This is a genomic window from Prochlorococcus sp. G4PB16 (genome assembly GCF_059772465.1).
In genome coordinates this window covers 1,852,623-1,876,358 of sequence record NZ_CM186289.1, presented here as the reverse complement: position 1 = coordinate 1,876,358, position 23,736 = coordinate 1,852,623, and the positions used below count along the sequence as shown (strand labels likewise).

Here is a 23,736-nt window from a genome sequence, read left to right as displayed (position 1 = left end):
ATTCAAATAATTGATGGATCATATTTTTTTAGCCCTTAGATCACCAGGGCCTGAGTTGCTTCAACTAGGGCCTTTTTCATTGAGGTGGTATGGATTTATAATAGCCATTTCGGTTTTAGTAGGTTTAAATTTATCAAGTGAATTAGCCTTAAAAAAAGGCTTAAAAAAAAGCCTCATTAATGATTTGCTTCCTATTTTAGTTTTGGCATCTGTTATTGGTGCAAGAATTTATTATGTTGCATTTGAATGGAGAAACTACACTGGCACAAACTTCTGGAGCTCTATTAATTTCCTAAACTTAAATATTCCTATTCCCCGAGCGATAGAAATTTGGGGAGGAGGAATTGCAATTCATGGGGCACTCATAATGGGAACATTATCTCTTATATTTTTTTGCCGCTGGAAAAAAGAGCCTTTTTGGGATGTTATTGATGTTTTGGCACCCTCAGTTGCACTAGGCCAAGCAATAGGTAGATGGGGAAATTTTTTCAACAATGAAGCTTTTGGAACACCTACAGACTTACCTTGGAAATTATTTATACCTTATAAATTTAGGCCAGAAATTTTCTTAACACAAGATTATTTTCACCCTACCTTTCTTTATGAATCAATATGGAATATTTTTGTTTTTGGCATACTGATTTTTCTTTTTCAAAAGTCAAACAAAAGAGAACTTAGCCTCCCTTCTGGCAGCATAAGTTGTTTATATTTAATTACTTACAGCTTAGGAAGAGTTTGGATTGAGGCTTTGAGAACAGATCCTCTCTGCTTAGGAGGAATACCACCGTTTTGTTCGGGAGGGATTCGAGTAGCACAATTGATTAGCATGTTTTTGATAAGTATAGGTTTATTGGGGTTTTGGAGAATTTACATCTCTAAAAAAGCACTTCCTGATCCTTCTTCAAGGCATAGGAGAAATCTATGAGTCCAATTTCAATTGTTGGGGCTGGACCTGGCGCTTTAGACTTGATGACAATAAGAGCTCACCAAAGACTAAAAGAAGCTGAAGTTTTAGTTTGGACAGACTCTTTAATTCCTATACAATTATCAAACCTTGTCAAAGATGATTGTGAAAAAATAAAGACAAGCTCATTAACACTAGAAGAGATAATTTTGGTCTTAATCAAAAAGCATAAAGAAGGTAAGAAGATTGTTCGTCTTCATGATGGAGATCCTTGTTTATATGGAGCAATATCTGAACAAATATGTAGGTTAAATGATGAAGGAATTGAAGTAGAGATAATTCCTGGCGTAAGTGCATATCAAGCAACAGCAGCAACTCTAGGATTCGAGCTAACGATTCCAGGTTTAACCCAAACAATAATACTCAGCAGAGCTGATGGCAGGACAGGGAAACCTGAGAAGGAAAGTCTTGAAAAGTTAGCATCTATTCAATCTTCTTTATGTCTTTACCTAAGTGCAAGACATGTGGAAGAAGTTCAATCCATACTTATAAAGTATTATCCTGAAAATACTCCTGTAGCTATTGCATATAGAGTAACTTGGCAAGACGAATGGATAAAAATTATACCTTTAAAGGAAATGGCAAAAACATCTCAAGAAAAAAATTTAATTAGAACAACGTTATATATAATTAGTCCAACATTAAAGGTAGAGGGCAATAGATCAAAACTTTACAATCCAACCCATTCTCATTTATTTAGACCAAGTTAGAAAACAAAAACTAAGGAATATGTTTTAAAAATCTATAAAGCCGGAGATAAATGATCTTTTAGAGACAAACGACTTTACAGAGCCTTTAGAATGAAATTAATACCCAAAAGGTTTTTAATTGGAAAAAAGTGAAGAAAAAAAAAGCGATAGTACTTATGTCGCAGAGAAAAAAACTGCATTACAAGCAGTAGGTGATTTCCTCCGAGAAGCTCGACAAGGAAGAAATCTTTCATTAGAGGATCTATCTACATCACTTAGAATTGGGAAAGAACAATTAATTGCACTTGAATCAGGAAATGAAAGCGCTCTTCCTGAAAAAGTTTTTATTAGAGCAATGGTTCGAAGAATATCAGAGAAATTGAACTTAGATACAAGTTTCATTCTTGAAAAACTTAATGAAAAGAAAAGTAATGAGCCTAAACCGACCACTATAATTAAGAAAAAAAATACCAGAAAAAATAGAAATCTCAATCAATTCAGCATGGTAATTTTATCGGGTACTTTAGGATTATTTACTTCAATTATGGTATTAAAATGGGTTCAAGGTGTGAGAAGTAATTCAATTAATACCCAGCAAAGTGATATCTTTTTATTAGAAAATAAGATATATTTTTAAAGTATACTTATATCAACATCTTTAATTTTCTTAATCAGTGAAATTGTATTAGTTAAGCTCCATTTCTCAAGATCTAAGTTTTGGCCTAAATTATTAGGAATCATCTCTATATTAACTTTTTTATTATTAGCTTCAATAACTATCTTTTCTATCAAAGGTTCTGGTCTTCTATCTAAAGCGCATGAAAGGCGAAGAAGTAAAGACATGTCTGCTACCAAACTTCTTTGACTTTCATTAACCAATAATTGCCATGATTCATGTCTTTTTTTTGGAAAGCTTTTTCTGTGGTACCTTGCAATAGCCGCGACCATTAAATGCTCACTTTGAGAATATCCCAGGAGCTCTCCATGTTTGATTAAATACCAAGAATGCTTGTGATAGGAACTTATATTGATATGTTTCCCACAAGCATGAAGTTTAGCTGCTGCCCATAAAAGTTCTCTACCTTCACCATTATCATTATGCAAAATCCCCTTAGTTTGATCATAAAAAGTAAGGGCAAATTCTGATACCCTTTTTGATCGTTTTGAATTAACACCAAATCTTTTCGATTGATGAATAACTGTTCTTTCTCTTATTGATCCTTGAAAGCTTAACTGGTCTTTAAGATAATTATTTCTACACATCCAATCAACAACTAATCCTTCTCGAAGGGCCCTCTCACTTAAAATAATTTCATTAACATTAACCATATTCATTATAGTTTGTAAAATCAAAGCACCGGGCACAATAATCTCAGATCTTCTTTCACTTAATGAGGATAATTCACTCCGTTCAGAAGGTTTCATTTTTATTAACTGACTAACAATTATATCCAAATTATTTTTTGAGATTTTATATCCTTGTAATTTTGATTGAATATGATTTTCTTTGTTAGATATTAATTCCCCAATAGCCATAGCAGTTCCACTTGTTGCAACTAAAACTGGTGTTTCACCTACTTCAATCCTCTTAAAGACTTTATCAATTGCAGATTCCATAGAGCCTCTGATAAATGATCTTAAAAAAAGTTCAGTCTGAGAGGATATTGGATCTTTCTTAATAAATTCTCTTTGTAATCTTACTGCTCCAATCTTAGTACTTGTTAATGCTCTTGCCTCAGAACTATCAGCAAGGATTAATTCTGTAGAACCTCCTCCAATATCAAGAACAAGATGAGGTTTATTTCCAAATTGCATCCCTGAAAGCACTCCTAGATAAATCAATCTTGCTTCTTCTGCTCCGCTTATCAATTCAACATCTAAGCCTATCTTCTTTTTTATTTCAGAAATAAAGTTTTTCCCATTTGGTGCTTCTCTGACTGCACTTGTAGCTGCAATAATAAGACTCTCAACTTTATGACTTTCAGATATATCCTTAAACCTCTTTAAAGTTGAAAAAGCCCTATTCATAGCAAGGGAAGTAAGCTCTCCCGTATCAGGATCTCTTTCACCTAGTCTTGTTGTCGATTTCTCTGCAAGTTCAATACTAAAAGTATTTAATTTTCGCTCAAGCTTTGCAATTAACAAATGAGTTGAGTTGGTGCCAATATCAATTGTTGCTACACGACATAATTCAGCATCTTGATGTTCTCCCACATCCAATTCAATAGAATTCCTTTCAGAGAAATTATTTATTGAGTCACCTAACATAGAAGAATAGGTTTAACCTCAACACTCTGACACTCTCAGCACCCCATTGAGAAGATCTTTTAAATCATTATCAATTGAATTTTCGTGAATAATCTTTTTTTCCAAAAAATGGGATATTTTTTTCAACTTCTAAGATGGAACAAGCCAAGCGGAAGATTGATACTTCTCATTCCTGCTGGCTGGTCGCTTTGGTTAACTCCTACAGCCCCTCCCGATCTATTCGTTTTGGGTTTGATAATTTTAGGTGGATTATTTGTAAGTGGTGCTGGATGTATCGCTAATGATATTTGGGACAAAAAATTTGACAAGAAAGTAATAAGAACAAAAGAAAGACCCTTGGCCAATGGCAAAGTATCTCTAAAGACTGCATTGATACTCCTAATTGCTATGTTATTTTTTAGTCTTTTAGTAGTTCTTTCAATCCCAATAGAAAGTAGAAATTTATGCCTTTTACTTGCATCGTTTTCATTACCTTTTATTCTTTTATATCCATCAGCAAAAAGATGGTTTAAATATCCCCAAATTATTCTTTCTATTTGCTGGGGATTTTCAGTTTTAATTCCTTGGGCAGCAAGTGAATCTTCTATAAAAGGAGGAGTAACATTAGTATTTTGTTGGCTTGCAACTGTTTTCTGGACTTTCGGCTTTGATACTGTCTATGCAATGGCAGATGAGATTGAAGACAAAATAATTGGTCTAAATAGTAGTGCGATCAGTCTCGGAGAAAAGTCAATAAAAACAGTTTCTTTTTGCTACTTTTTAACCTGTTTATTTTTAGCTCTTGCTGCTTTCAAAGCAAATTTAGGATTAATATATTGGCCTTTTTGGTTGATCACTACTTTTGGAATGCAAAGAGAGGCTTTCTTATTAAGTTCAAGATCAAAAGGTATGCAAACCTCAGGTTTGCATTTCAGCAATCAAGTACGAATTGGAAGTTTATTACTTCTTGGCATGATCTTCAGCAAGCTTATTTAATCAATTTCTTTAGCAAGCTTCACAAATGACTAAGCCTCTAAAAAAAGGCGATCTTTTCCACATAGTTGCCGCAAGTTCTCCAATAACGAAAAAAGAAGATCTTCACTCTGGGATCAAAGTTCTTCAGGAGTGGGGATTAATTTGTCACAATATTGAAATAATAGGCAGGTCATGGGGGTACTTAGCAGGTGATGATGAAGTTAGATTTAATGAATTACACCCAAACAATCATTACCCTCTTTTAGCTTTTGCTAGAGGTGGTTGGGGGTCGGCAAGATTGCTAGAAAAAAAACAACCTTGGAAAGAAGGTTGGATGATTGGCTTTTCTGATTTGACTTCCTTACTTCTTGCTCGACTAGCAGGTGGATTCCAGGGAGGAGTTCATGGTCCACTAATCACAACGTTGGGGGCCGAACCTGACTGGAGTAAAGAAAGGCTTAAATCCATTTTGTTTGGTAATTGCGTACCAGATATTTATGGGGACCCATGGGGAGGCGGGGTGTCAAAGGGGCACCTAATAGTTGGAAATCTCACTGTACTGACTCACTTAATTGGTACTGAACATCTACCAAATTTCAAAAAATCAATTTTAATCATCGAAGATATTGGAGAAGCTCCCTACAGAATTGACAGGATGTTAACTCACTTAAGGTTGGCTGGTGTTCTACAACAGCTATCTGGCTTAGGTTTTGGCTCGTTTACATATTGTGATAATGAGGATAACGTCGATAAAACAAAGACGTTTAAGCTTCTGGATATTTTCAAAGATCGAACACAAGACCTTAAAATCCCAATTGTTTCAAACCTGCCCATTGGACACTGTTGTGGTAACGCATCACTTCCAGTAGGTTGTCAAGCTATATTGAATGGCGATAAAGGGAGACTTAGTCTTTTAAAGTAGATAAAAAAGATTCTGCTATTGCAAGATCAAATGGAGTTGTAACTTTAATATTTGAAGGTCCTGCATCATATATTTTCACTGACAATCCCAGGCGTTCAAATAATGATGCATCATCAGTAACATTCCATCCTTTAGCGAGTGCTTCACTATGAGCATCCTTGAGTTTATATACTGGAAAGCCCTGAGGTGTCTGGGCTGCCCATAGATCTGAGCGAGGAGGACTCTCAATAATCTCACCATCTTTATCAACCTTTTTTATTGTGTCTGTTACTTGTGAAGCAGCAATAACAGCTTGCCCCTTGGTAACAATCTTTGAGATTTCATCAAAAACGATTGGTCTCACCAAGCACCTTGCTCCATCATGAATTAGGACAGACTTAGCATCATTTGGAAGGGCAGCCAATCCCAGCTGAACTGACTGCTGTCTTGTTGATCCACCATTGATCCATTGAACTGACCTCACTGAGTCATCAAGAATTGTACATATGGAGTTTTTGTCTTTCGGTTGTCCAATAATTCCAATCCAAGTAATTGTTTTAGAATCGAAAGCTGCTTGCAAAGTCCACTCTAAAACCGTCTTACCTGCAACCTTTAAAAGGAGCTTATTTTTATCAGCACCCATTCGACTTCCGCTTCCTGCAGCCGCAATTAACAAATGCAAAACTGATCCCTCTCCATTAATTATTCATTTAATATATTCGATCAGTAAAAATAACTATTTTTACTCTCTTAGGTTAAAGTCTTTTCAAAAAACAAGTAGCTCAATAGTAAGTTAAATAAAATCATAAAATTATGACATTATCAAAATCACTTGAAGGTCAGACTGCAATTGTAACTGGTGCAAGCAGGGGCATTGGTAAGGCTATTGCAATCTTTTTGGCAAAGGAAGGAGCAGAAGTAATCGTCAATTATTCTTCATCTTTGGAGAATGCAAATAAAGTCGTATCAGAAATAAACTCCTTTGGAGGCAAAGCTTACTCACTTCAAGCTGACATTTCTAATGAAAACTCTGTAAATGAATTAATAAAAACAGTATTGGATAATAATAATAAAATTGATGTTCTAGTCAATAACGCAGGCATAACAAAGGACGGTCTGTTAATGAGAATGAAAACTGACGATTGGCAAAAAGTTTTAGACCTTAACTTAAGTGGTGTTTTTTATTGCACAAGAGCAGTTTCTAGGCAGATGTTGAAGCAAAAAAAAGGAAGAATTATCAACATAACTTCTGTAGTTGGGTTAATGGGAAACCCAGGACAAGCAAATTATTCTGCAGCCAAGGCAGGAGTGATAGGTCTTACACAAAGTGCTGCAAAAGAATTTGCAAGCAGAGGGATTACTGTAAATGCAGTAGCTCCAGGTTTTATTACAACTGATATGACAAAAGATCTGAATAGTGAATCAATTCTTTCTGCCATACCGCTTGGACGATTTGGGCACCCCGAGGATGTTGCAGGAGCAGTGACATTTTTAGCAGCCGATCCTTCAGCTGCCTACATAACAGGTCAGACAATTCAAGTTGATGGTGGGATGGTCATGAGCTAATACGAACTGTAGACAGCATTCAAAATGCAATTAATAACAAGATGGGTTAACGATTTAGATCTCTCTTTTTTGGCTCAGACAAGAATAATTTAAGATTCTCTCCCTGAAGTAATGGTTACTGATAAAACTAAGTTCTAAATCTGTGCAACAAAATAAAGACTTATTTCTAAGAAAATAAAAGACAAGGCTACTTACAAAAACCGTATTTACCAAAAATTAAATATTAGAAATAAATAATAAACCCCTTTATTATTTAAATCAGTAGCTTGAGAAATTATTAACTCTTCTAAATCAATCTGTACCTCATGAAAAAGCGGAGCTCGAGTCATCTCTTGGTAGGCGAACATATCAAGCAATGGAAACCGATGGCAGAACTTTGTTGGACTAAAAAAATGAGATTAAATTTATCCTCATCCCTAAAAATCTAAGAGAATAAGTACCATTTAATCAATTTAAAAATAAATTTAATCAGTCGTATTTACATGTAGCAGTAGTCATTTTGGAAAACATAGCCAGCCTGTAATTATATACTTTAGACCTGATTTTAATACATTACCTTTATGAGAATGTGTCCATTCAGCAGGCCAAATCAAAGTCAAACCTTGCTTTGGCTTTATATCTAAATCATAATGATTAAAATAAGTTGAGCCACCTTCTTTTACATCATTTAAATATGTCATAAATGCTAAAAGTCTATGAAGACCATTAAGACCAGCTCTCTCACAATGCATTTTTTGAAAGTGTTGTCCAGGCATATATTTACCAATATTAAACTTACCTATATCCAAATGATTAACGATTGATGAAAGAAATGGCCATTGGTTATTATAGTCTTTATAACATTCAAATAAACTTTCAAAGTATATTTTACATATTTTATTTTCTGGAAGGATTAGTTCTTTAGGGGAAAGACTTATGTCGATCCTATCTTTAACATTTAGATTTAAAGCTCCTCCTCCTCCTGTGCGACCTTGAACTTGTTTTTGTTGGTTATTCTCGTAGTAGGAAATTATGTCTTCACAAATGGAAGGTTCTATTGTCCAGGAACCAATAAAATTTGGAGAAAGATTTGTTTTACCTAAATCTGTTCTTTTCATTTTTCACTGATAGAGAAACCATTGATGAGGTCAAAGTGAATTGATCCTTCCCCCTTTTTTAGCTTGAGTAAGCCTTCAGCATGATTCCCTTGATTTAATAAGACCTTTCCAATACCTGCAAGGCATAAATTACAGTCCCTTTTCAACTCAAGACCTTTTTCAAAGCTGGAAAGAGCATTGTCTAGGTTGTTAAGGTCATAGAATGTAGCTCCTAAATTGTAATGTGCTTCAGCATAATTAGGATTCAGTTCAATTGCTTTGAGTAGTGATATTTCTGCTTCTTTTAATTTACCAAGATCTCTAACTATGATTCCTAAATTATTGTGAGCCTTTGAGTAATTAGGATTCAGTTCAATTGCTTTTCGAGTAGATAATTCTGCATCTTTTAATTTGCCAAGATTTCTCAATATGATTCCTAGATTTAAATGAGCATTTGCGAAATTAGGATTCAGTTCAATTGCTTTTCGAGTAGATAATTCTGCATCTTTTAATTTGCCAAGATCTTTTAATATGAGTCCTAAATTTGAATGAGCGTTTGCAAAATTAGGATTCAGTTCAATTGCTTTTCGAGTAGATAATTCTGCATCTTTTAATTTGCCAAGATTGCTCAGTATTTCTCCTAAATTGATATAAGCATTTATTAAGTTAGGATTCAGTTCAATTGCTTTGAGAGTTGACAACTCTGCATCTTTTAATTTACCAAGATCTTTTAATATGTGTCCTAGATTAGAATGCAACTCTGCGGAATTAGGGCTAAGCTCAATCGCCTTGCGTTGAGAAAACATTGCCTCTTGAACTTTCCCATTACTTAATAAAATTGCTCCATAATTAGAATAAATCCTGTAATCATTACATCCTTGATTTATTAACTCTTGATAATGTTTTGTTGCTTCTAAAATATTACCTTTCTTATGCAAATTAAATGCTTTATTAATTATTTGTTCTTGAGAAAATTTGTTAATTTTATTGCTTAATTTTTTATTATTAGATTCATGCTGTTCTTCAAACCCTTCCATTCTTTTTAACTTTTGAGGATTTTTTCAATCATAGTATTTTCTTGTTGATGAGGAATGGTTTTGTAAGGGAATTCGATTAAAAGAAATATTCAGTATTAGAACTATTCACTTGGGCATCTTTGGAGTTTTTTTCTTCCACTAATTCCTAAATCTCTAAACTGGTAATCCCAATCCTTTTGATCTGGATGATTTGCTAACCAATCAGCCCACGCCTTTTTTTGTCTATTTAAACCTGTTTTTGATTCTTTGGCTCGTTTGGCATTTTGCCCCCATAAATGAGAAAAAACACGTCTGCAAATACTTTATGGGGAGAATCTTAAATTATTTTTGTCTGAGTCAAAAACGAAGATCGAAATCGCTGACTCCTATTGTTATTAATTAAATTTTGAATGCTGTCTACCGTTCGTTTAAGAACAAGAGTTGAGCAGCTATCAATTTTGAATAGGCTGTCCTAATTCATCCCTCAATTTTCTTATGCGTTGCAATAATTTTAATCTTCTGCTTCTTGCCGTAGCTGTAAGAAATATCCTCAAAGGGAAATAAATCAAAGTCATAGTCCCGGCCAACCCAGCCATGAGAATAAAAAATAAAGCTCCTGGATCGTTCATATCTTGACACTAACTACCTTCTGCAAAAATTGGGAATATTTTCGAAATTACAATTCGGCTTTCCCCACTTATTTAGCCTCCCCTAATGTGTGTTTCCTATGGGAGATTAAGTTTAATTCAAATTAAATATGTCAAAACTTCTAAGTTTTTCAGACGAATCTCGTGGTGCTCTAGAAAAAGGAGTAAACAACTTAGCTAATGCACTAAAAGTCACAATTGGACCCAAAGGGAGAAATGTTGTTATTGAGAAAAAATTTGGAGCCCCAGACATAGTCAATGATGGAGTAACTATCGCTAAGGAAATTAATCTTGAAGATCCATTTGAAAATATTGGGGCACGGCTAATTGAACAAGTCGCATCAAAAACCAAAGAAAAAGCAGGGGATGGAACAACCACTGCAACAGTTTTGGCTCAATATATGGTTCAAGAAGGCTTAAGAAATACAGCAGCGGGAGCAAGCCCAATCGAACTAAGAAGAGGAATGGAAAAGGCTGTCGCTCAAATTGTCGATGATTTAAAGAAAAAAAGCAAAACAGTAAGTGGTGATGCTATCAAACAAGTTGCTACAGTTAGTGCTGGTGGAGACGAGGAAATAGGTTTAATGATTGCTGATGCAATAGACAAAGTAAGTTTTGATGGAGTAATCACAGTTGAGGAATCAAAATCATTAGCCACTGAATTAGACATTACTGAGGGGATGGCATTTGACAGAGGTTATAGTTCACCATATTTTGTCACTGATGAAGATCGATTAATTTGTGAATTTGAAAATCCATCGATATTAATCACTGACAAAAAGATCTCATCCATTGCCGATCTAATTCCAGTTCTGGAAACTGTTCAGAAGAATGGAACACCCTTAATAATTCTTGCCGAAGAAGTTGAAGGTGAAGCTTTAGCTACACTCGTTGTAAACAAAAACCGTGGGGTTTTACAGGTAGCAGCAGTTAGAGCTCCCTCTTTTGGCGAGAGGAGAAAAGCGGCTTTAGGAGATATTGCTGTATTAACTGGCGGCACATTAATAAGCGAAGACAAAGCAATGAGTCTTGAGAAAGTTCAAATTTCTGACCTTGGTAAAGCTAGAAGAGTGACAATTACAAAAGACAGCACAACAATTGTCGCGAATGAGAATCAAAATACCGAACTATCTAATCGAATTGCCTCAATAAAGAGAGAACTAGAAGAAACAGATTCTGAGTATGACCAAGAAAAGTTAAACGAACGAATCGCAAAACTTGCAGGCGGTGTAGCTGTAATTAAAGTTGGGGCTCCTACTGAAACTGAGTTAAAGAATAGAAAGCTCAGAATTGAGGATGCTCTTAATGCAACTCGTGCAGCTATTGAAGAAGGTATTGTTGCAGGTGGAGGAACAACTCTTTTAGAACTAAGTGAAGGGCTTGAAGATTTATCTAAAAAGTTAGAAGGTGATCAAAGAACCGGAGTTGAAATTATAAAAAGAGCATTGACTGCCCCAACAAAACAGATAGCCATAAATGCTGGATTTAATGGAGATGTTGTTGTATCAGATATTAAAAGGTTAGGCAAAGGCTTTAATGCACAAACTGGAGAGTACGTGGATTTACTTGAAGCAGGAATCTTAGATGCTTCAAAAGTAATTCGGCTTGCTCTTCAAGATGCTGTATCAATAGCCTCACTTCTTATAACAACTGAGGTCGTAATTGCTGACAAACCTGAACCACCAGCAGCTCCAGGTGCTGATGGTGGAGATCCAATGGGTGGTATGGGTGGTATGGGTGGTATGGGTGGTATGGGTGGTATGGGTGGTATGGGTGGTATGGGTGGTATGGGTATGCCAGGGATGATGTAAAAAAGTAAAAAATGTAAATTATTAATCTCAGAAATAAATATAAATTAATAGCATCATTAGTAAATATTTTTAATCATCCACTTTCTTAGATAACCATATTTAGGTTTAGGAGGTAAGGGGATAAGAGCCTCTAACTTTGGCTGGGTTTTTATTTCTTTAACTGTATTTATAACTTTTTTTTGATAATTTTCTTTATTATTTATTTCATATGATTTCATCTCAAATGATTTGTGGATCTCATCATTCATGGACTCAGTTACTTCTTTTTTCGTTTCTAGTTCTTGATTATCATCGTATTTAAAAGTGACTGTTTTTTTAACCTCTTGACAGTTTTCTAATGATTGATCAACCTTTTGATGATCAACATTAATAGGTTTTTGATTCACCTGGCTTAAATCTAGATTTTTCAATTCTTCCAAACTTTCTACTCCAAAACGATGTGCCCATTGAGATTTGAGGAGAGAATATAAATCATTATCATTAGCTTTTAGAGCTTCTATAATTTGTTGCTGTAGCTGATACTTTCGAGACTCCAAAATGCTTATAAATCGCTAAATTAACATTATCAAGCAAGTTTGCGATTTAAAAGTGGTCTGATAATAAAAAATAATCCAACTGTAAGAATAAATAGAATTGCGAGACAAGAATATCCATTCACATCACCATAAGGAGCATTAATCAAAACTGACTTCAAATCGACAGAATTGTGGTAGGCCATTCGTATAGGTTCAATCGCAAAAGTTAATGGATTAATCGATGCTATCCATCCAAGCCATTCAGGCATAAAAGAGATGGGAGCCAATGCTGTGCTAGCAAAAAGAACAGGTAGATTAGCTATGAAGATAATTGCAATTAGCTCTATGTGTCCTGGCAAAACAAATGCCAGTCCAAGACTTAGGCCCGTTATTGCAAATACCAATAACAATAAGGTTATTGCTATCACAAGAAAGCCTCCAAGACTTGGCCAGCCATAACCTAAGAGAGCAGAAGTTGCCATTATTGCAAAACTTTGCAAAAGGCTAATTGTAGTTATATAAATTACAGAAGAAATTACGATTGAACTTCTGCTACACAATGGAGCAACTAATAATCGATTAAGGAAACCAAATTCTCTGTCAAACATCAAAGGGAGTCCAGCATTAAGAGCAGCACTAAAAGCAGTAAAAACTATTAAACCTGCCCCAAGAAATTCTCCATAGCTACTGCTCCCAGGCAAAAAATCTATTGGAGCATTAGAAAATAATGCTGCAAAAAGCAAAAGCCATATCAAAGGCTGGAGAATTCCTGCAAATAATGTTGAAGGTCGTCGAATTAGTTGAATAAAAAGCCTCCAAGTTAATGCAGAAATCTCTTGAAGCATTTCATTCAAATCATTTCTAGATTGTTTGTCCATATGACTTGATGGATTAGTAGTAATCATGTGTTTAATAATTTGGGAGTAATACAATCAATTAACGCATTGATTTCTTATTCTCAAGCTTAAAATCTCTTTTACCAGCAAGTTCTAATTCAGCGTCCATAAGGGTTTTACCAGTCGCCTGCAAATAAACATCATCTAGACTTGGTCGACTATGAGAAAGTGCAAAGACTTCAAAATTTTCTTTTGATAGGTGATTCGACAAATTTGATATGACATCATTACTCTTCACTAAAAAATTTAAGGAATACCCTTGTTTTTGATTTACTACTACATTTGACACCCCATTAATATTTTTAATTAATTTCCTTACAGATTCAGCTTCTACTTCATCACTGAACTCTCTAACCCTAAGTGTCACTCTGTCGCCACCCAGTTCTTTTTTTAAATCATCTGGTTTGCCACTAGCAATAACTTTCCCTTTATCCATGATCGCCATCTCATTAGCCAATTCATCTACTTCCTCGAGATAATGACTGCTTAAAAGTATGGTAGTTTCATTATTTTTTAATTCCTTCAATAACTCCCAGATAACTGATCGACTTTCTATATCCAACCCGACAGTAGGTTCGTCAAGAATCAATAATTCTGGTTCATGCAACAATCCTGACGCGAGGTCAAGTCTTCTTTTCATACCTCCCGAAAAAGAGCCACATCTTCTATCAATCCATTCATGCATATCAAGTCTTTGAATCAAGTCTTCAATTCTTTCTCTCTTATATTTGTTATCTAGATGATAAAGATCTCCTTGAAGCTGTAGTAACTCTCTACCTGTAAGTATTTTATCGATTGCAACCTCTTGAGCTACATAACCCAATCTTCGCCTAATTTCTTTTTCCTCAATTAAGGCATTACGTCCACCCACTGCAACATAACCAGAATCAGGAGCAAGGAGAGTACATATAATTCTAAGTGCTGTGCTTTTGCCAGCCCCGTTTGGACCCAACAACCCATACAAAGAACCTTTAGGTACTTCAAGGTTAAGTCCATTTAATGCCCTTACAGGGCCATATGACTTAAATAAATCTCTTAGTTGGATGAAAAACATCTAGAACAGATTCCCTGAAAAGATAAAATGATATGTTCAACAAATTCTAATTAATGTTAGAGACCAAGGTCATAAAGTTTTTATATTTTTTTTATGGGCTTACGAAAATCCCATAGAAAAATCTTTGATTAAACCTATTAACTGGTCATTAAAAACAATCGCCAAATGTAATCTACTAATAACAAGCAAAAAACAAACCCCAAACATATAAAGAATAGACCACCTGAACAAAGCCTTCGCTCGATCTAAATCCTCTGGGTTATCTCTTAATCTGGAAACCAATTGAAGAAGTCGTGAATTGTAAGGTAGCAACAACATTCCATATAACAAGCCTCCTTCAGGTAAAACAAAGCAACCTAAAAAACTTAAACATACAGTTAGATATGCATAAACAGATATAGCTTTTGCGGTAACGAAAGGTCCACTTACTGTTGGAAGCATAGGTATACCAACCGATCGATAGTCCTCTTTTAACAATATGGCCAAAGCCCAAAAATGTGCAGGGGTCCAAACCATTACCAAAGAAAATAGCCACCAACCACCTAATCCAATATGTCCGGCTGCTGCTGAAGCTCCTACGAGGGGAGGAATTGCTCCAGCGACTCCTCCAAAAACTATATTTTTAGATGTTCTAGGTTTTAAGAAAACTGTATAGAGGAGTACGTAACTACAAAGTCCTAAGAGAGTAAGTCCTGCTGCTAAACAGTTAACTCCACTCACCAAAAGAGCTGAAGCAGCAAGTGTACAAGCAATTGCTCCAATAAAAACAGAAGACTGAGAAAGGCGGCCAGAAGGCAATGCTCTATTACTGGTGCGTTTCATCTTCTTATCAAGATCTTGTTCCCACAGGCAATTAAGAGCTCCTGCTGCTGCTGCTGCAAGAGCTCCTCCACCTAAAGTGCACGCCAATCTTGGTGAGGGTAATGGCCATTCCTCCGAAAGAGCCATTCCACCAACAGTCGTAGCAAGTAATAGAGGGATTAATCTTGGTTTGGCGACCTCTAACCAAGCTGGTAGCTTAATACGCTTTCTAGAAGGAACGATTTCCTCTCGATTAACAGGCTGTGAGATTAAATCTGATGTAGAGCTAACCATGACATGTCTCCAAAGTTGATTGAGTTATAAAAAATGATTGAGAAGATTTATCAATTCCTTTACCTTTAAAATTCAATGCCGATATCAAGGCAACTAACAAGCAGGCAATTAGTTGATGACCAATGATAAGACTAGGTTCACTCATCCCTAGATGGATAGAAAAAACTCCTAAAAAAATTTGTAAGATTACCAAAAAAATAATCGTAAAAAGATAAGGCCATTGATTAACAAAAACATCTCTCTGTAAAGACGAAAGAATTACAAATAAAATCACCAAAAAGCTCACTGGGATAGCACTGGCCCGATGAAGTACTAAAAGATTGCATGAATCTCCAAAATCCAAGCATCTTTGAGCTGCCCACGAGGTTGCCACCCTACTACCAATCAAAGACTGAGCTATTACTGAAAAAAGAGCTAAAAATCCAAAAAAACGAAGCCATAGAGGAAAAATCGAGTTACCAGGATTAAGTAATTGTTGAGTCACACCACTCATAATCGAAACAAGAGTGAATGCAACTGCAAGGTGAGCCATGACGACTACAGATGGCAATAATTGCAGTACTGTCAAAGCACCTAAAAAACCCTGCAAAGCAACCAATAGAGTTAATAACCCATAGGTCCAAGGGAGCCATTTAGGTAAAGTTTTGGCCCAACGCAAAGAAAAGGCAAATTGAATAATTAAAACAATCCCTACAAAGAAGGCATCTAAACGATGAAACCATTCCAAGAAGACTTGTAAATTCATTTGCCTACCAGGCAAAAACGATCCGTAACAAAGAGGCCAGTCTGGACAAGCAAGACCAGCCTCCATAACTCTGGTCGCTCCGCCAATCACCACAAGAGCGATCAGTGCAACCACCACGTGAGCAGCAAGCTGTCCCAATCTTAAGCGTGGCTTTGGTTGATAAATAACCTGCACGTATGCAAAAATCCATCAAGATCATTGTTAATTCAACGTAGCGATTACTTCGTACACGTCACCTGAATAAACGGACTGCAACATAAAGATTCTCTTTAAAAAAAAATTATTCATCTTGAATTAACAATTAGCCGATACATTAGTTACTTTTGCCCATAACCTATAGATAGAAAAGGAGATCTTCTTGCCGAAACTGTCGGCCATCTTAACTCTTGCTTCAAGTTTAATTCTTGGAGTAGGAGGAGTTTGGATTGCATACAACATAGATATGCTTCCCGTGAGCGCGAGCATAAATGCTCCTGTTTATGATGAGCTCTTTCGAGTCCTATTCATTATTGGCTGCATACTTTTCATAGGTATGACTGCTTTAGTAATTTACAGTCTCATTCATTTCCGTCGACGGCCTGGAGAAACTGGTGATGGGATTGACTTAGAAGGTAATATTTCTCTTGAAATTTTCTGGACAGCAGTTCCTGCAATTATTGTTTTATTTGTAGGTTTATATAGCTACGATATTTATGATCGAATGGGTGGTATGCAACCTTTAATGCATGATCACACTGCGCAAATGGATAATCAGGCTGAGAGGGTTTGGGGGGGGATTGGTTCCGGTCCAATTGAGTCTTTATCTACTGAAAATTCATCCTCATTACCAATTGAGTTAACTGCAATGCAATTTGCTTTTATCTTTCATTATCCAAAAGGAGACATTGTTTCTGGAGAACTTCATGTTCCAGTTGGAAAAGAAGTTAGTTTAAGAATGGAATCTAAAGATGTAATACATGCTTTTTGGGTGCCTCAATTCAGACTTAAACAAGATGTCATTCCAGGTCAGCCAACGATTTTAAATTTCACTCCTACAAAAGCAGGTAATTTCCCAATTGTTTGCGCAGAATTGTGTGGCCCTTACCATGGTGGAATGAGATCAAACGTGATAGTTGATGAACCAGAAGACTTTGATACTTGGTTAAAAGAAAACTCTAAAGAATCAATATAAATTTATGACTATTTCACTCAAACCAAGCGACTCACCTCCTGAAAAGCTTCAACCAACTGGATGGCTCAAATATCTTAGTTTTAGTCTCGATCACAAAGTTATAGGTATTCAATACTTAGTTTGTGGTTTCTTGTTTTATTTAATTGGAGGATCTTTAGCTGGAGCCATAAGGGTAGAGCTAATTAGTCCCCTCTCGGATTTCATGCCGAGAGAGGTTTACAACCAAGTTTTAACTCTCCACGGCACAATAATGATTTTTTTATGGATCGTGCCTGTAGTAAATGGTGCCTTTGGTAACTATTTAATACCTTTTTATGTGGGTGCTAGGGATATGGCCTTCCCAAGACTGAATGCCGTTGCTTTTTGGCTAATACCTCCCTCAGGTTTGATGCTGATAACAAGCTATTTCATAAACGGAGCAGCTCAATCTGGGTGGACAGCGTATCCACCTTTAAGCATCACGACTCCAGCCGCAGGTCAAATTATATGGATATTAAGTGTATTACTTTTGGGTGGGAGCTCCATCTTCGGTGGTATAAATTTCATCGCCACCATCCTCAAGCTAAGGAGACCTGGCCTTAAATTAATGCAACTACCTATGTATTGCTGGGCAATGCTTGGTACAAGTATTCTTGTCGTTCTATCAACTCCTGTTTTAGCTGGTACATTAATACTTTTGAGCTTTGACATAGTTGCTCATACTGGTTTCTTCAACCCAAGTCTTGGTGGAAATGTAATTGTTTATCAACATCTTTTTTGGTTTTACTCGCATCCTGCTGTTTATATCATGGTCTTACCTGCCTTTGGTTTAGTAAGTGAAATACTTCCAATCCATAGTAGAAAACCACTTTTTGGCTATACAACAATGGTCTTCTCAATCATGGGAATAGTTGTATTAGGTCTAGTTGTTTGGGCCCATCATATGTTTACAAGTGGGACTCCTCCATGGATGCGCTTATTTTTTACAATCGCTACTGCATTTATAGCTGTTCCCACAGGTATTAAATTTTTTAATTGGGTTGCGACATTATGGGGAGGGAAAATATCACTTAATGCTGCAATGCTATTTTCATGCGGATTTATAATTAATTTTGTTTTAGGTGGAATAACTGGAGTTGCCCTGGCTCAAGTACCTTTTGATGTTCATGTACATGATACCTATTTTGTTGTTGCCCATTTTCATTACATAGTTTATGGAGGTTCAGTATTTGTTATTTTCTCTTCGATTTATCACTGGTTTCCAAAATTTACCGGAAAAATGCTCAATGAAAACCTTGGAAGATTCCACTTCATAATTACTTTTATAGGGTTCAATCTTTGTTTTGCTCCTCAACACTGGCTTGGTTTAAATGGAATGCCCCGACGAGTTGCAGAATACGATCCGCAATTTCAGTTAATCAATCAAATAAGTAGCGTAGGTGCATTGTTAATGGCTTTAAGTACTTTACCGTTCCTATGGAATATTTTTCAAAGCATTCTTTACGGGGATGAAGCTGGAGGCAATCCATGGAATGCACTTACTCCTGAATGGTTAACAAGTTCACCTCCTCCTGTCGAGAATTGGGAAGGAGAGGCACCACTCGTTCTTGAACCATATGGTTATGGAGAAAAAGATTCAAATAAAACTCAGGAGGAAATGAAATGACCTCAATAGCTCCCAAAGAGCAATCCTCAGAAAGTAAGAAAGATCTCTCAACTGAAGATCATGAAGATTTTCGTTTGTTTGGATTAATAGCTTTTTTAATCGCAGACGGAATGACCTTTGCAGGTTTTTTCGCGGCATATCTAACTTTCAAAGCAGTAAATCCCATTGGCCCTGATGCTATTTACGAATTAGAACTACCATTACCAACTTTAAATACAGTTTTGCTGCTGGTTAGTAGCTTTACTTTTCATCGAGCTGGGAAATTCCTAGAAAAGAATGAATCAAAACAATGTCAAAAATGGCTTCTCATAACTGGCGCATTGGGATTGGCATTTTTAATCAGTCAAATGTTTGAATACTTTACTTTACCTTTTGGATTAACTGACAACCTTTTTGCAAGTACTTTTTATGCATTAACTGGCTTTCATGGGCTCCACGTAACACTTGGGTCGATAATGATAATGATTATTTGGTGGCAAACACGTGTCCCATCTGGTCGAGTAAATAATGAAAACAAGTTTCCATTTGAGGCAGTAGAGCTCTATTGGCACTTTGTAGACGGGATTTGGGTGGTTTTATTTATCATCCTTTACCTGCTTTGAGAGGTACAAATTGATACTAAGCAAGAAACTTTCAATTAATTTGTTGCCACAATTGCACTTATTGGTCAGAATTCAGTTAATTAAAACAGTCTGAAATGCTTGTTGGAAAAGAACTCCTCGACAAAGCAAGATCTTTAAGCAACCGTCCAGAAGACGAAATAGCTAAAGGGTGTGGTTACGTGGGGCCAAGCGGGAGAGTTTTACGTAAAAGTTTTTACCGAGCTCTAGTTGAAGCCAAAGGTTATAAACTTCGCTCAAATGGGCCAGGGAGAGCAGGAAATAGATCTTCAAGAGGAAGGCAAGCAGAATTTCGAACTAAAGTTCATGGCAATGGCAATCTTCTTATTGGTCATGCCTATACAAAAAAATTAGGTCTTGAACCTGGACAGGAATTTCGTATTGATGTGAGAAAAGAATCTGGAGCGATAAGTTTATTACCACTCAAGAAATAATAAATCTCTCAAAAAATTAAATATAAAGCGACTAATTCCAACCTTGCTCATTTAGCCACTGAGAGTTAATTATTGGGCTTTGTTTGAAAATGGGATCATTATTATTTACTTTTAGTAGTTTTTCTGCGTACTTAGCCATCAAGTCAACTTCCAAGTTAACCTTTTCACCAATCTTCAAGAACTTCAAGCATGTATTGGACCACGTATGAGGTATTACGGCTAATGAAAATTCACGCCCATCAACATATATCTCTGCAATAGTTAGACTTATTCCATTTAGGCTAATACTGGCTTTATCGCACATATATCTGCAGAAATTTAAATCATCCCAAGATACTCTCAAATTCCAAGAATTTTTCAAATTTTCGATTGAAACAACTTCACCCAATCCGTCTATGTGTCCACTCACAATATGTCCTCCTAATCTGTCAGAAAGACGTAATGCTGGCTCAAGATTTACATAACCATTTCTCTGAGATTTTTCTGCAAGATTTGTCCTCTTAAGAGTCTCTTCACTTATATTTGCGGTAAAAGAATCATTCATTAATTCAGAAACTGTTAAACAAACTCCATCAACAGAAATGCTATCTCCAAGTTTCAGAGGAGAAAAAGGACTACATCCATCAACAACCACTCCAAAATTATTTTTCTTGATTGTGCCAATAGCCTGAATTAAACCAGTAAACATTATTGGACCACAACTTCTAGAATGCTAGTTATGGTCTTAAGAAATGTCTTTGAAAAGTTTTTTGAATTTCAAATTTTGTTTGGTTATGAATTATTCCAGTTGAAAGCCAAGTCCTTTTTTCTCTGAAAACTTAGTATTGGCAATGACCAACATTTATTCCAAACACTTTCTTCTGGAATAAAGATAGTTTGATACTTCTGGGGAACATTTATATTTTTTTCCCTTATGTCAGATAAATTTGTTGGTGGCAAAAAACCTTTTCTTATTACACGACTCAAGTAAGTTTTGCCCCATAAAGAGTTAAACCAATCCGTAGGAAAAGATTCTGGAGGCAGTGAAGGAGAAGCAAGTACTGTCCAATTTAGTGGACTGCCCTCATTAGGCAAAAGGACCGACAAACGAGGGTCTTCAATAAGGCTCTTAACACAGCTAGATAAAGGTAAAACTGCTGCATTAGCTCTACCAGACACAACCCAATTCAAAGCATTCCTATCATCATATGACTTGGCTTGACTCTTAATTTTTGAAAAATCATTAACTAAATCTATTTTTTGTGCTATTGAAATCAGAAGATAAGGACTATTAGGAAAAACTATTTGATTTGTCAGTGAACTTGAGAAAATAACTTCCCAAGAATTCTTATTTTTTAGAGACAGGGAATCTTCATTTCTAAAAAGTATCACCCATGGACTAACAGCCAAAGGTAAAAGCTTTTTTTTATAATCCGCACCTAAACCATCAAGAAAAGAGCTAGTCTGTTTGCTGAAATTTTCTCTAATATTATCTGCTTTGATTTCTTGAAGTGAATTAATTGGCAAATCAGAAATCCAACCATCATTTAAGACTAGTAAATCTGTTTTTTCTTTAAGAGTGGAGTTATAGGGAACTTTTTTCAACTCGATATCTTTTATGGGGAAAAATTCCCAACCTGTAGACAAACTATTAATAAATTCACTTGGAAAACTATTAGCAACGCCTTTCAAAGCTAATTTTTGGTGAGACGTTGAGCATCCAGACAATAAAAATAAAGAAGAAATTAATCCATATTTGATGAACTCTCTCCTTCCAAGCATATCAATATTCATATTGATTAGATCCCTTGACAAGTTTTTTGTTTATTTGACTTAAAAAGATTAGCAACCTCAATATCACACATTTCAATCATTTCTTTCTGTGTCAATCCCTTGATTTGAGCCAGTAACGATAATGCTCCCGCACCAACACCCTCTTTGACGTAACCAATTTCATAATCTCGAAGAACCTTTTGATTACTATCATTAAATCTATAACCACTAGCCAAGCCCAAGATATTGACTTTGAAATGATTAGCGACTTGATTCATTAAATGAATAAAAGAATTTTTATTTTCAGCAGAAGAAAGTGATTCATCAACTAACCATGATGTCGTTCCTATTGAAATCTTACCAACAAATTCAGAACGTGATTCAGGTTCAATTTCATTTAACACCAAAGCCAATACTGCTAACATTTGACAACCACCTCCTAATAAAATCTCTTGGCCTGATTCTCTAGCTCCTATTAAAAGACCAACTGCAATTGGCTGAAATGGATCGCCAACAGCAGCCATTAGCTCTACAGAAGATGGGTTTTGCTTTAATTTCGCTGCCTTAAGTCCTTGTTTAACTAATTTTGTTTTTAATTCTGTAGGTGGATTTCTATGACTTCCGCTAATAAGACCATAAATATTTATTCCTAATCCAGACAGAACTGCAGAAGCTGTAGACGTGCCTCCTGGGACACACTCCGTTATCAAAAGAGGTTTTTTTAATTTCTTACCTATCCTAAAACCACCATCAAGTAAAAGTTTAACCCTAGTTCTTTCCATTGCATTACCTGAGCTTAAGCATCTAGCAGGGCCTATCTCGGGAGACTCTAGAGAGACATGAGTAAAGGGAGGCCTTTGTAGCAGTCCTGCAGATATGATTGTTGGTTTGATTTTTAAGAATCTTGAGGCAACATAACTAATCAATGCGGGAGAGACGCCTGCGGGTAAAGGAGGTAAAGGCCATCTTTTTGGAAGATTAGGTCCTCTCAATAAAAGTTCAGCATCTGCAACAGCTGTATAACGTCTAGAAACAGCCGTTGAACCAGCTGCAGAAATCCCCTCAATTTCTGCAGTTTGAGATCCAGCAAGAATTAAAAAGAAAGCCGTATTCGTAATATTTTCTTGCCACCGTTGAACTCTCTCATCAATATTTTTCTCATTGAGTCCTTCCCCAAAAGCTAATACTCCTGACGGCAACAAAACATAGTTGTCTCCAATCATTTTCAATCAATCAGATTCAATTGAAATTAAATTTTCTAGAATAGCGGGTGGTTCAGGTATTGATGATTTTAGTCTAGGGAAAATCCAATAAGCCAAAGCATGCAAACAAATAACATAAACGATTTCTTGAGTTATAATTAGAAACAGGGCAACTATTTGAACTTGTCTCATCTCAGGAGTAAAAGAAAGATTAAAAATTTCTATTCCTTTTTCAAGCAATCCTGCACCAGCACGAGTAATAATAACCCATAAATTCTCACCAACTAACAAAGATAAAACAAACACCCTAACGAGAAAACCCATAGTTCCTATTGAGACTCCAACGCTCCAACTTACCCACCAATTCAATCCTTTTTTCCAACTATATCCTAACCACAACGAAAGTAATCCATAAGGGAAAAGTACTAAAGGTCCTCTTAGTGGACCCATGAGAGCAGTTAATAACATCACACAGATCGTCACGCCCTCAATACCTGTTTTAACTCCTCTTCGAATTTGAAGAAGAGCCAACGGCAAAGGTAAAGCCAGGCGAAAAATAGCTCCACCAATAGGTAAGTAATAAAGCGCTATCCAAATCAAAGCAGTTGCTGAAGCCAAGTAAGAGGACTCAACAATTTTCAGGGCCTTCCTTTTGCTTAGAGGAGCTTTGTAAAAAGGCCCTCTTTTTATAAAGTTCTTATTATCTATAGTCAAA

At 35.9% G+C, this 23,736-nt stretch carries 25 protein-coding genes; 11 read left to right on the top strand and 14 right to left on the bottom strand.

Annotation, left to right across the window (positions count from 1 at the left end):
* Window positions 1–13 precede the first annotated feature (13 nt).
* The 3 genes from lgt to AC6EIZ_RS10575 all read left to right on the top strand — a co-directional run bounded on the left by lgt (window position 14) and on the right by AC6EIZ_RS10575 (window position 2,290).
* On the top strand, window positions 14–925 hold the full coding sequence (gene lgt, locus AC6EIZ_RS10585; protein WP_498511096.1) for a prolipoprotein diacylglyceryl transferase: 912 nt from the start codon (window positions 14–16) through the stop codon (window positions 923–925).
* Window positions 922–1,674 (top strand): precorrin-4 C(11)-methyltransferase, encoded by a 753-nt coding sequence (cobM, locus tag AC6EIZ_RS10580; protein ID WP_498511094.1) that lies wholly within the window; start codon window positions 922–924, stop codon window positions 1,672–1,674. Before lgt ends, cobM begins: the two co-directional genes overlap by 4 nt.
* 118 nt (window positions 1,675–1,792) lie before the next feature.
* A complete protein-coding gene (locus tag AC6EIZ_RS10575; protein WP_498511092.1) occupies window positions 1,793–2,290 on the top strand; it encodes a helix-turn-helix domain-containing protein in 498 nt (165 codons plus the stop codon).
* Here AC6EIZ_RS10575 and AC6EIZ_RS10570 read toward each other — a convergent pair.
* Entirely contained in the window at window positions 2,287–3,921 is a 1,635-nt protein-coding gene (locus AC6EIZ_RS10570; protein ID WP_498511090.1) for a Ppx/GppA phosphatase family protein, read from the bottom strand. The two genes, AC6EIZ_RS10575 and AC6EIZ_RS10570, sit on opposite strands and share 4 nt — an antisense overlap.
* A 108-nt stretch (window positions 3,922–4,029) precedes the next feature.
* Between AC6EIZ_RS10570 and AC6EIZ_RS10565 the strand changes: the two genes are divergently transcribed.
* Window positions 4,030–4,896, top strand: coding sequence for a 4-hydroxybenzoate polyprenyltransferase (locus tag AC6EIZ_RS10565; RefSeq protein ID WP_498513270.1), 867 nt, complete (start codon window positions 4,030–4,032; stop codon window positions 4,894–4,896).
* A gap of 25 nt (window positions 4,897–4,921) precedes the next feature.
* Entirely contained in the window at window positions 4,922–5,797 is an 876-nt protein-coding gene (locus AC6EIZ_RS10560) for a S66 peptidase family protein (protein WP_498511088.1), read from the top strand.
* On the opposite strand, the gene ispD is transcribed toward AC6EIZ_RS10560, so the two are convergent.
* Window positions 5,781–6,458, bottom strand: a complete 678-nt coding sequence (gene ispD / locus AC6EIZ_RS10555; RefSeq protein WP_498511087.1) for a 2-C-methyl-D-erythritol 4-phosphate cytidylyltransferase — start codon at window positions 6,456–6,458, stop codon at window positions 5,781–5,783. The two genes, AC6EIZ_RS10560 and ispD, sit on opposite strands and share 17 nt — an antisense overlap.
* Window positions 6,459–6,589: 131 nt before the next feature.
* On the opposite strand from ispD, the gene fabG reads away from it, so the two are divergent.
* Entirely contained in the window at window positions 6,590–7,342 is a 753-nt protein-coding gene (gene fabG / locus AC6EIZ_RS10550) for a 3-oxoacyl-[acyl-carrier-protein] reductase (RefSeq protein ID WP_498511085.1), read from the top strand.
* A gap of 494 nt (window positions 7,343–7,836) precedes the next feature.
* Here the strand turns inward: fabG and AC6EIZ_RS10545 are convergent, their stop codons facing one another.
* From AC6EIZ_RS10545 to AC6EIZ_RS10535, 3 genes are all read right to left on the bottom strand, one after another.
* A complete protein-coding gene (locus AC6EIZ_RS10545) occupies window positions 7,837–8,439 on the bottom strand; it encodes a 2OG-Fe(II) oxygenase (RefSeq protein ID WP_498511083.1) in 603 nt (200 codons plus the stop codon).
* The gene (locus tag AC6EIZ_RS10540) at window positions 8,436–9,455 is read right to left on the bottom strand and encodes a tetratricopeptide repeat protein (RefSeq protein WP_498511081.1); all 1,020 of its coding nucleotides are present in this window, start codon (window positions 9,453–9,455) and stop codon (window positions 8,436–8,438) included. Before AC6EIZ_RS10540 ends, AC6EIZ_RS10545 begins: the two co-directional genes overlap by 4 nt.
* 431 nt (window positions 9,456–9,886) lie before the next feature.
* Complete coding sequence (locus AC6EIZ_RS10535) at window positions 9,887–10,063, bottom strand: hypothetical protein (RefSeq protein WP_498511079.1); 177 nt, start codon at window positions 10,061–10,063, stop codon at window positions 9,887–9,889.
* Between the two features lie 128 nt (window positions 10,064–10,191).
* Here AC6EIZ_RS10535 and groL point away from each other — a divergent pair, with 128 nt between their 5' ends.
* Window positions 10,192–11,892: a chaperonin GroEL gene (gene groL, locus AC6EIZ_RS10530; protein WP_498511077.1), complete on the top strand. Its 1,701-nt coding sequence runs from the start codon at window positions 10,192–10,194 to the stop codon at window positions 11,890–11,892.
* A 56-nt stretch (window positions 11,893–11,948) separates the two neighbouring features.
* On the opposite strand, the gene AC6EIZ_RS10525 is transcribed toward groL, so the two are convergent.
* The 5 genes from AC6EIZ_RS10525 to AC6EIZ_RS10505 form a co-directional block, all read right to left on the bottom strand.
* On the bottom strand, window positions 11,949–12,428 hold the full coding sequence (locus AC6EIZ_RS10525) for a hypothetical protein (protein ID WP_498511075.1): 480 nt from the start codon (window positions 12,426–12,428) through the stop codon (window positions 11,949–11,951).
* A 29-nt stretch (window positions 12,429–12,457) separates the two neighbouring features.
* On the bottom strand, window positions 12,458–13,312 hold the full coding sequence (locus tag AC6EIZ_RS10520) for an ABC transporter permease (RefSeq protein WP_498511073.1): 855 nt from the start codon (window positions 13,310–13,312) through the stop codon (window positions 12,458–12,460).
* Window positions 13,313–13,343: 31 nt separating this feature from the next.
* Window positions 13,344–14,357 carry an ABC transporter ATP-binding protein gene (locus AC6EIZ_RS10515; protein ID WP_498511072.1) on the bottom strand — a complete coding sequence of 338 codons (1,014 nt, stop codon included), beginning with the start codon at window positions 14,355–14,357 and terminating at the stop codon, window positions 13,344–13,346.
* Between the two features lie 99 nt (window positions 14,358–14,456).
* Entirely contained in the window at window positions 14,457–15,452 is a 996-nt protein-coding gene (locus tag AC6EIZ_RS10510) for a heme o synthase (RefSeq protein WP_498511071.1), read from the bottom strand.
* The gene (locus AC6EIZ_RS10505) at window positions 15,445–16,371 is read right to left on the bottom strand and encodes a COX15/CtaA family protein (RefSeq protein WP_498511070.1); all 927 of its coding nucleotides are present in this window, start codon (window positions 16,369–16,371) and stop codon (window positions 15,445–15,447) included. The genes AC6EIZ_RS10510 and AC6EIZ_RS10505 overlap by 8 nt, the downstream gene beginning before the upstream one ends.
* A gap of 184 nt (window positions 16,372–16,555) precedes the next feature.
* On the opposite strand from AC6EIZ_RS10505, the gene AC6EIZ_RS10500 reads away from it, so the two are divergent.
* The 4 genes from AC6EIZ_RS10500 (at window position 16,556) to AC6EIZ_RS10485 (ending at window position 20,067) form a co-directional block, all read left to right on the top strand.
* Complete coding sequence (locus AC6EIZ_RS10500; RefSeq protein WP_498511068.1) at window positions 16,556–17,368, top strand: cytochrome c oxidase subunit II; 813 nt, start codon at window positions 16,556–16,558, stop codon at window positions 17,366–17,368.
* A 4-nt stretch (window positions 17,369–17,372) separates the two neighbouring features.
* Complete coding sequence (gene ctaD / locus AC6EIZ_RS10495) at window positions 17,373–19,013, top strand: cytochrome c oxidase subunit I (protein WP_498511066.1); 1,641 nt, start codon at window positions 17,373–17,375, stop codon at window positions 19,011–19,013.
* Complete coding sequence (locus tag AC6EIZ_RS10490; RefSeq protein WP_498511065.1) at window positions 19,010–19,615, top strand: cytochrome c oxidase subunit 3; 606 nt, start codon at window positions 19,010–19,012, stop codon at window positions 19,613–19,615. Before ctaD ends, AC6EIZ_RS10490 begins: the two co-directional genes overlap by 4 nt.
* A gap of 95 nt (window positions 19,616–19,710) precedes the next feature.
* Window positions 19,711–20,067: an AbrB family transcriptional regulator gene (locus AC6EIZ_RS10485; protein ID WP_158466122.1), complete on the top strand. Its 357-nt coding sequence runs from the start codon at window positions 19,711–19,713 to the stop codon at window positions 20,065–20,067.
* 31 nt (window positions 20,068–20,098) lie between these two features.
* Here AC6EIZ_RS10485 and AC6EIZ_RS10480 read toward each other — a convergent pair whose 3' ends face one another.
* The 4 genes from AC6EIZ_RS10480 to AC6EIZ_RS10465 form a co-directional block, all read right to left on the bottom strand.
* On the bottom strand, window positions 20,099–20,755 hold the full coding sequence (locus AC6EIZ_RS10480; RefSeq protein WP_498511063.1) for a riboflavin synthase: 657 nt from the start codon (window positions 20,753–20,755) through the stop codon (window positions 20,099–20,101).
* An 83-nt stretch (window positions 20,756–20,838) separates the two neighbouring features.
* A complete protein-coding gene (locus AC6EIZ_RS10475; RefSeq protein WP_498511061.1) occupies window positions 20,839–21,861 on the bottom strand; it encodes a substrate-binding domain-containing protein in 1,023 nt (340 codons plus the stop codon).
* Window positions 21,846–23,042, bottom strand: coding sequence for a nicotinate-nucleotide--dimethylbenzimidazole phosphoribosyltransferase (locus AC6EIZ_RS10470; protein WP_498511060.1), 1,197 nt, complete (start codon window positions 23,040–23,042; stop codon window positions 21,846–21,848). Before AC6EIZ_RS10470 ends, AC6EIZ_RS10475 begins: the two co-directional genes overlap by 16 nt.
* A 6-nt stretch (window positions 23,043–23,048) precedes the next feature.
* Complete coding sequence (locus AC6EIZ_RS10465; RefSeq protein ID WP_498511058.1) at window positions 23,049–23,735, bottom strand: DUF2232 domain-containing protein; 687 nt, start codon at window positions 23,733–23,735, stop codon at window positions 23,049–23,051.
* Window position 23,736 lies beyond the last annotated feature (1 nt).

Coding starts and splice junctions, on each gene's coding strand:
- AC6EIZ_RS10570 (WP_498511090.1), bottom strand. CDS start 3,921: ATGTTAGGTGACTCAATAAATAATTTCTCTGAAAGGAATTCTATTGAA.
- AC6EIZ_RS10480 (WP_498511063.1), bottom strand. CDS start 20,755: ATGTTTACTGGTTTAATTCAGGCTATTGGCACAATCAAGAAAAATAAT.
- AC6EIZ_RS10560 (WP_498511088.1), top strand. CDS start 4,922: ATGACTAAGCCTCTAAAAAAAGGCGATCTTTTCCACATAGTTGCCGCA.
- AC6EIZ_RS10520 (WP_498511073.1), bottom strand. CDS start 13,312: ATGATTACTACTAATCCATCAAGTCATATGGACAAACAATCTAGAAAT.
- fabG (WP_498511085.1), top strand. CDS start 6,590: ATGACATTATCAAAATCACTTGAAGGTCAGACTGCAATTGTAACTGGT.
- ctaD (WP_498511066.1), top strand. CDS start 17,373: ATGACTATTTCACTCAAACCAAGCGACTCACCTCCTGAAAAGCTTCAA.
- AC6EIZ_RS10490 (WP_498511065.1), top strand. CDS start 19,010: ATGACCTCAATAGCTCCCAAAGAGCAATCCTCAGAAAGTAAGAAAGAT.
- AC6EIZ_RS10470 (WP_498511060.1), bottom strand. CDS start 23,042: ATGATTGGAGACAACTATGTTTTGTTGCCGTCAGGAGTATTAGCTTTT.
- AC6EIZ_RS10515 (WP_498511072.1), bottom strand. CDS start 14,357: ATGTTTTTCATCCAACTAAGAGATTTATTTAAGTCATATGGCCCTGTA.
- AC6EIZ_RS10565 (WP_498513270.1), top strand. CDS start 4,030: ATGGGATATTTTTTTCAACTTCTAAGATGGAACAAGCCAAGCGGAAGA.
- cobM (WP_498511094.1), top strand. CDS start 922: ATGAGTCCAATTTCAATTGTTGGGGCTGGACCTGGCGCTTTAGACTTG.
- AC6EIZ_RS10535 (WP_498511079.1), bottom strand. CDS start 10,063: ATGAACGATCCAGGAGCTTTATTTTTTATTCTCATGGCTGGGTTGGCC.
- AC6EIZ_RS10510 (WP_498511071.1), bottom strand. CDS start 15,452: ATGGTTAGCTCTACATCAGATTTAATCTCACAGCCTGTTAATCGAGAG.
- AC6EIZ_RS10545 (WP_498511083.1), bottom strand. CDS start 8,439: ATGAAAAGAACAGATTTAGGTAAAACAAATCTTTCTCCAAATTTTATT.
- AC6EIZ_RS10540 (WP_498511081.1), bottom strand. CDS start 9,455: ATGGAAGGGTTTGAAGAACAGCATGAATCTAATAATAAAAAATTAAGC.
- AC6EIZ_RS10485 (WP_158466122.1), top strand. CDS start 19,711: ATGCTTGTTGGAAAAGAACTCCTCGACAAAGCAAGATCTTTAAGCAAC.
- lgt (WP_498511096.1), top strand. CDS start 14: ATGGATCATATTTTTTTAGCCCTTAGATCACCAGGGCCTGAGTTGCTT.
- groL (WP_498511077.1), top strand. CDS start 10,192: ATGTCAAAACTTCTAAGTTTTTCAGACGAATCTCGTGGTGCTCTAGAA.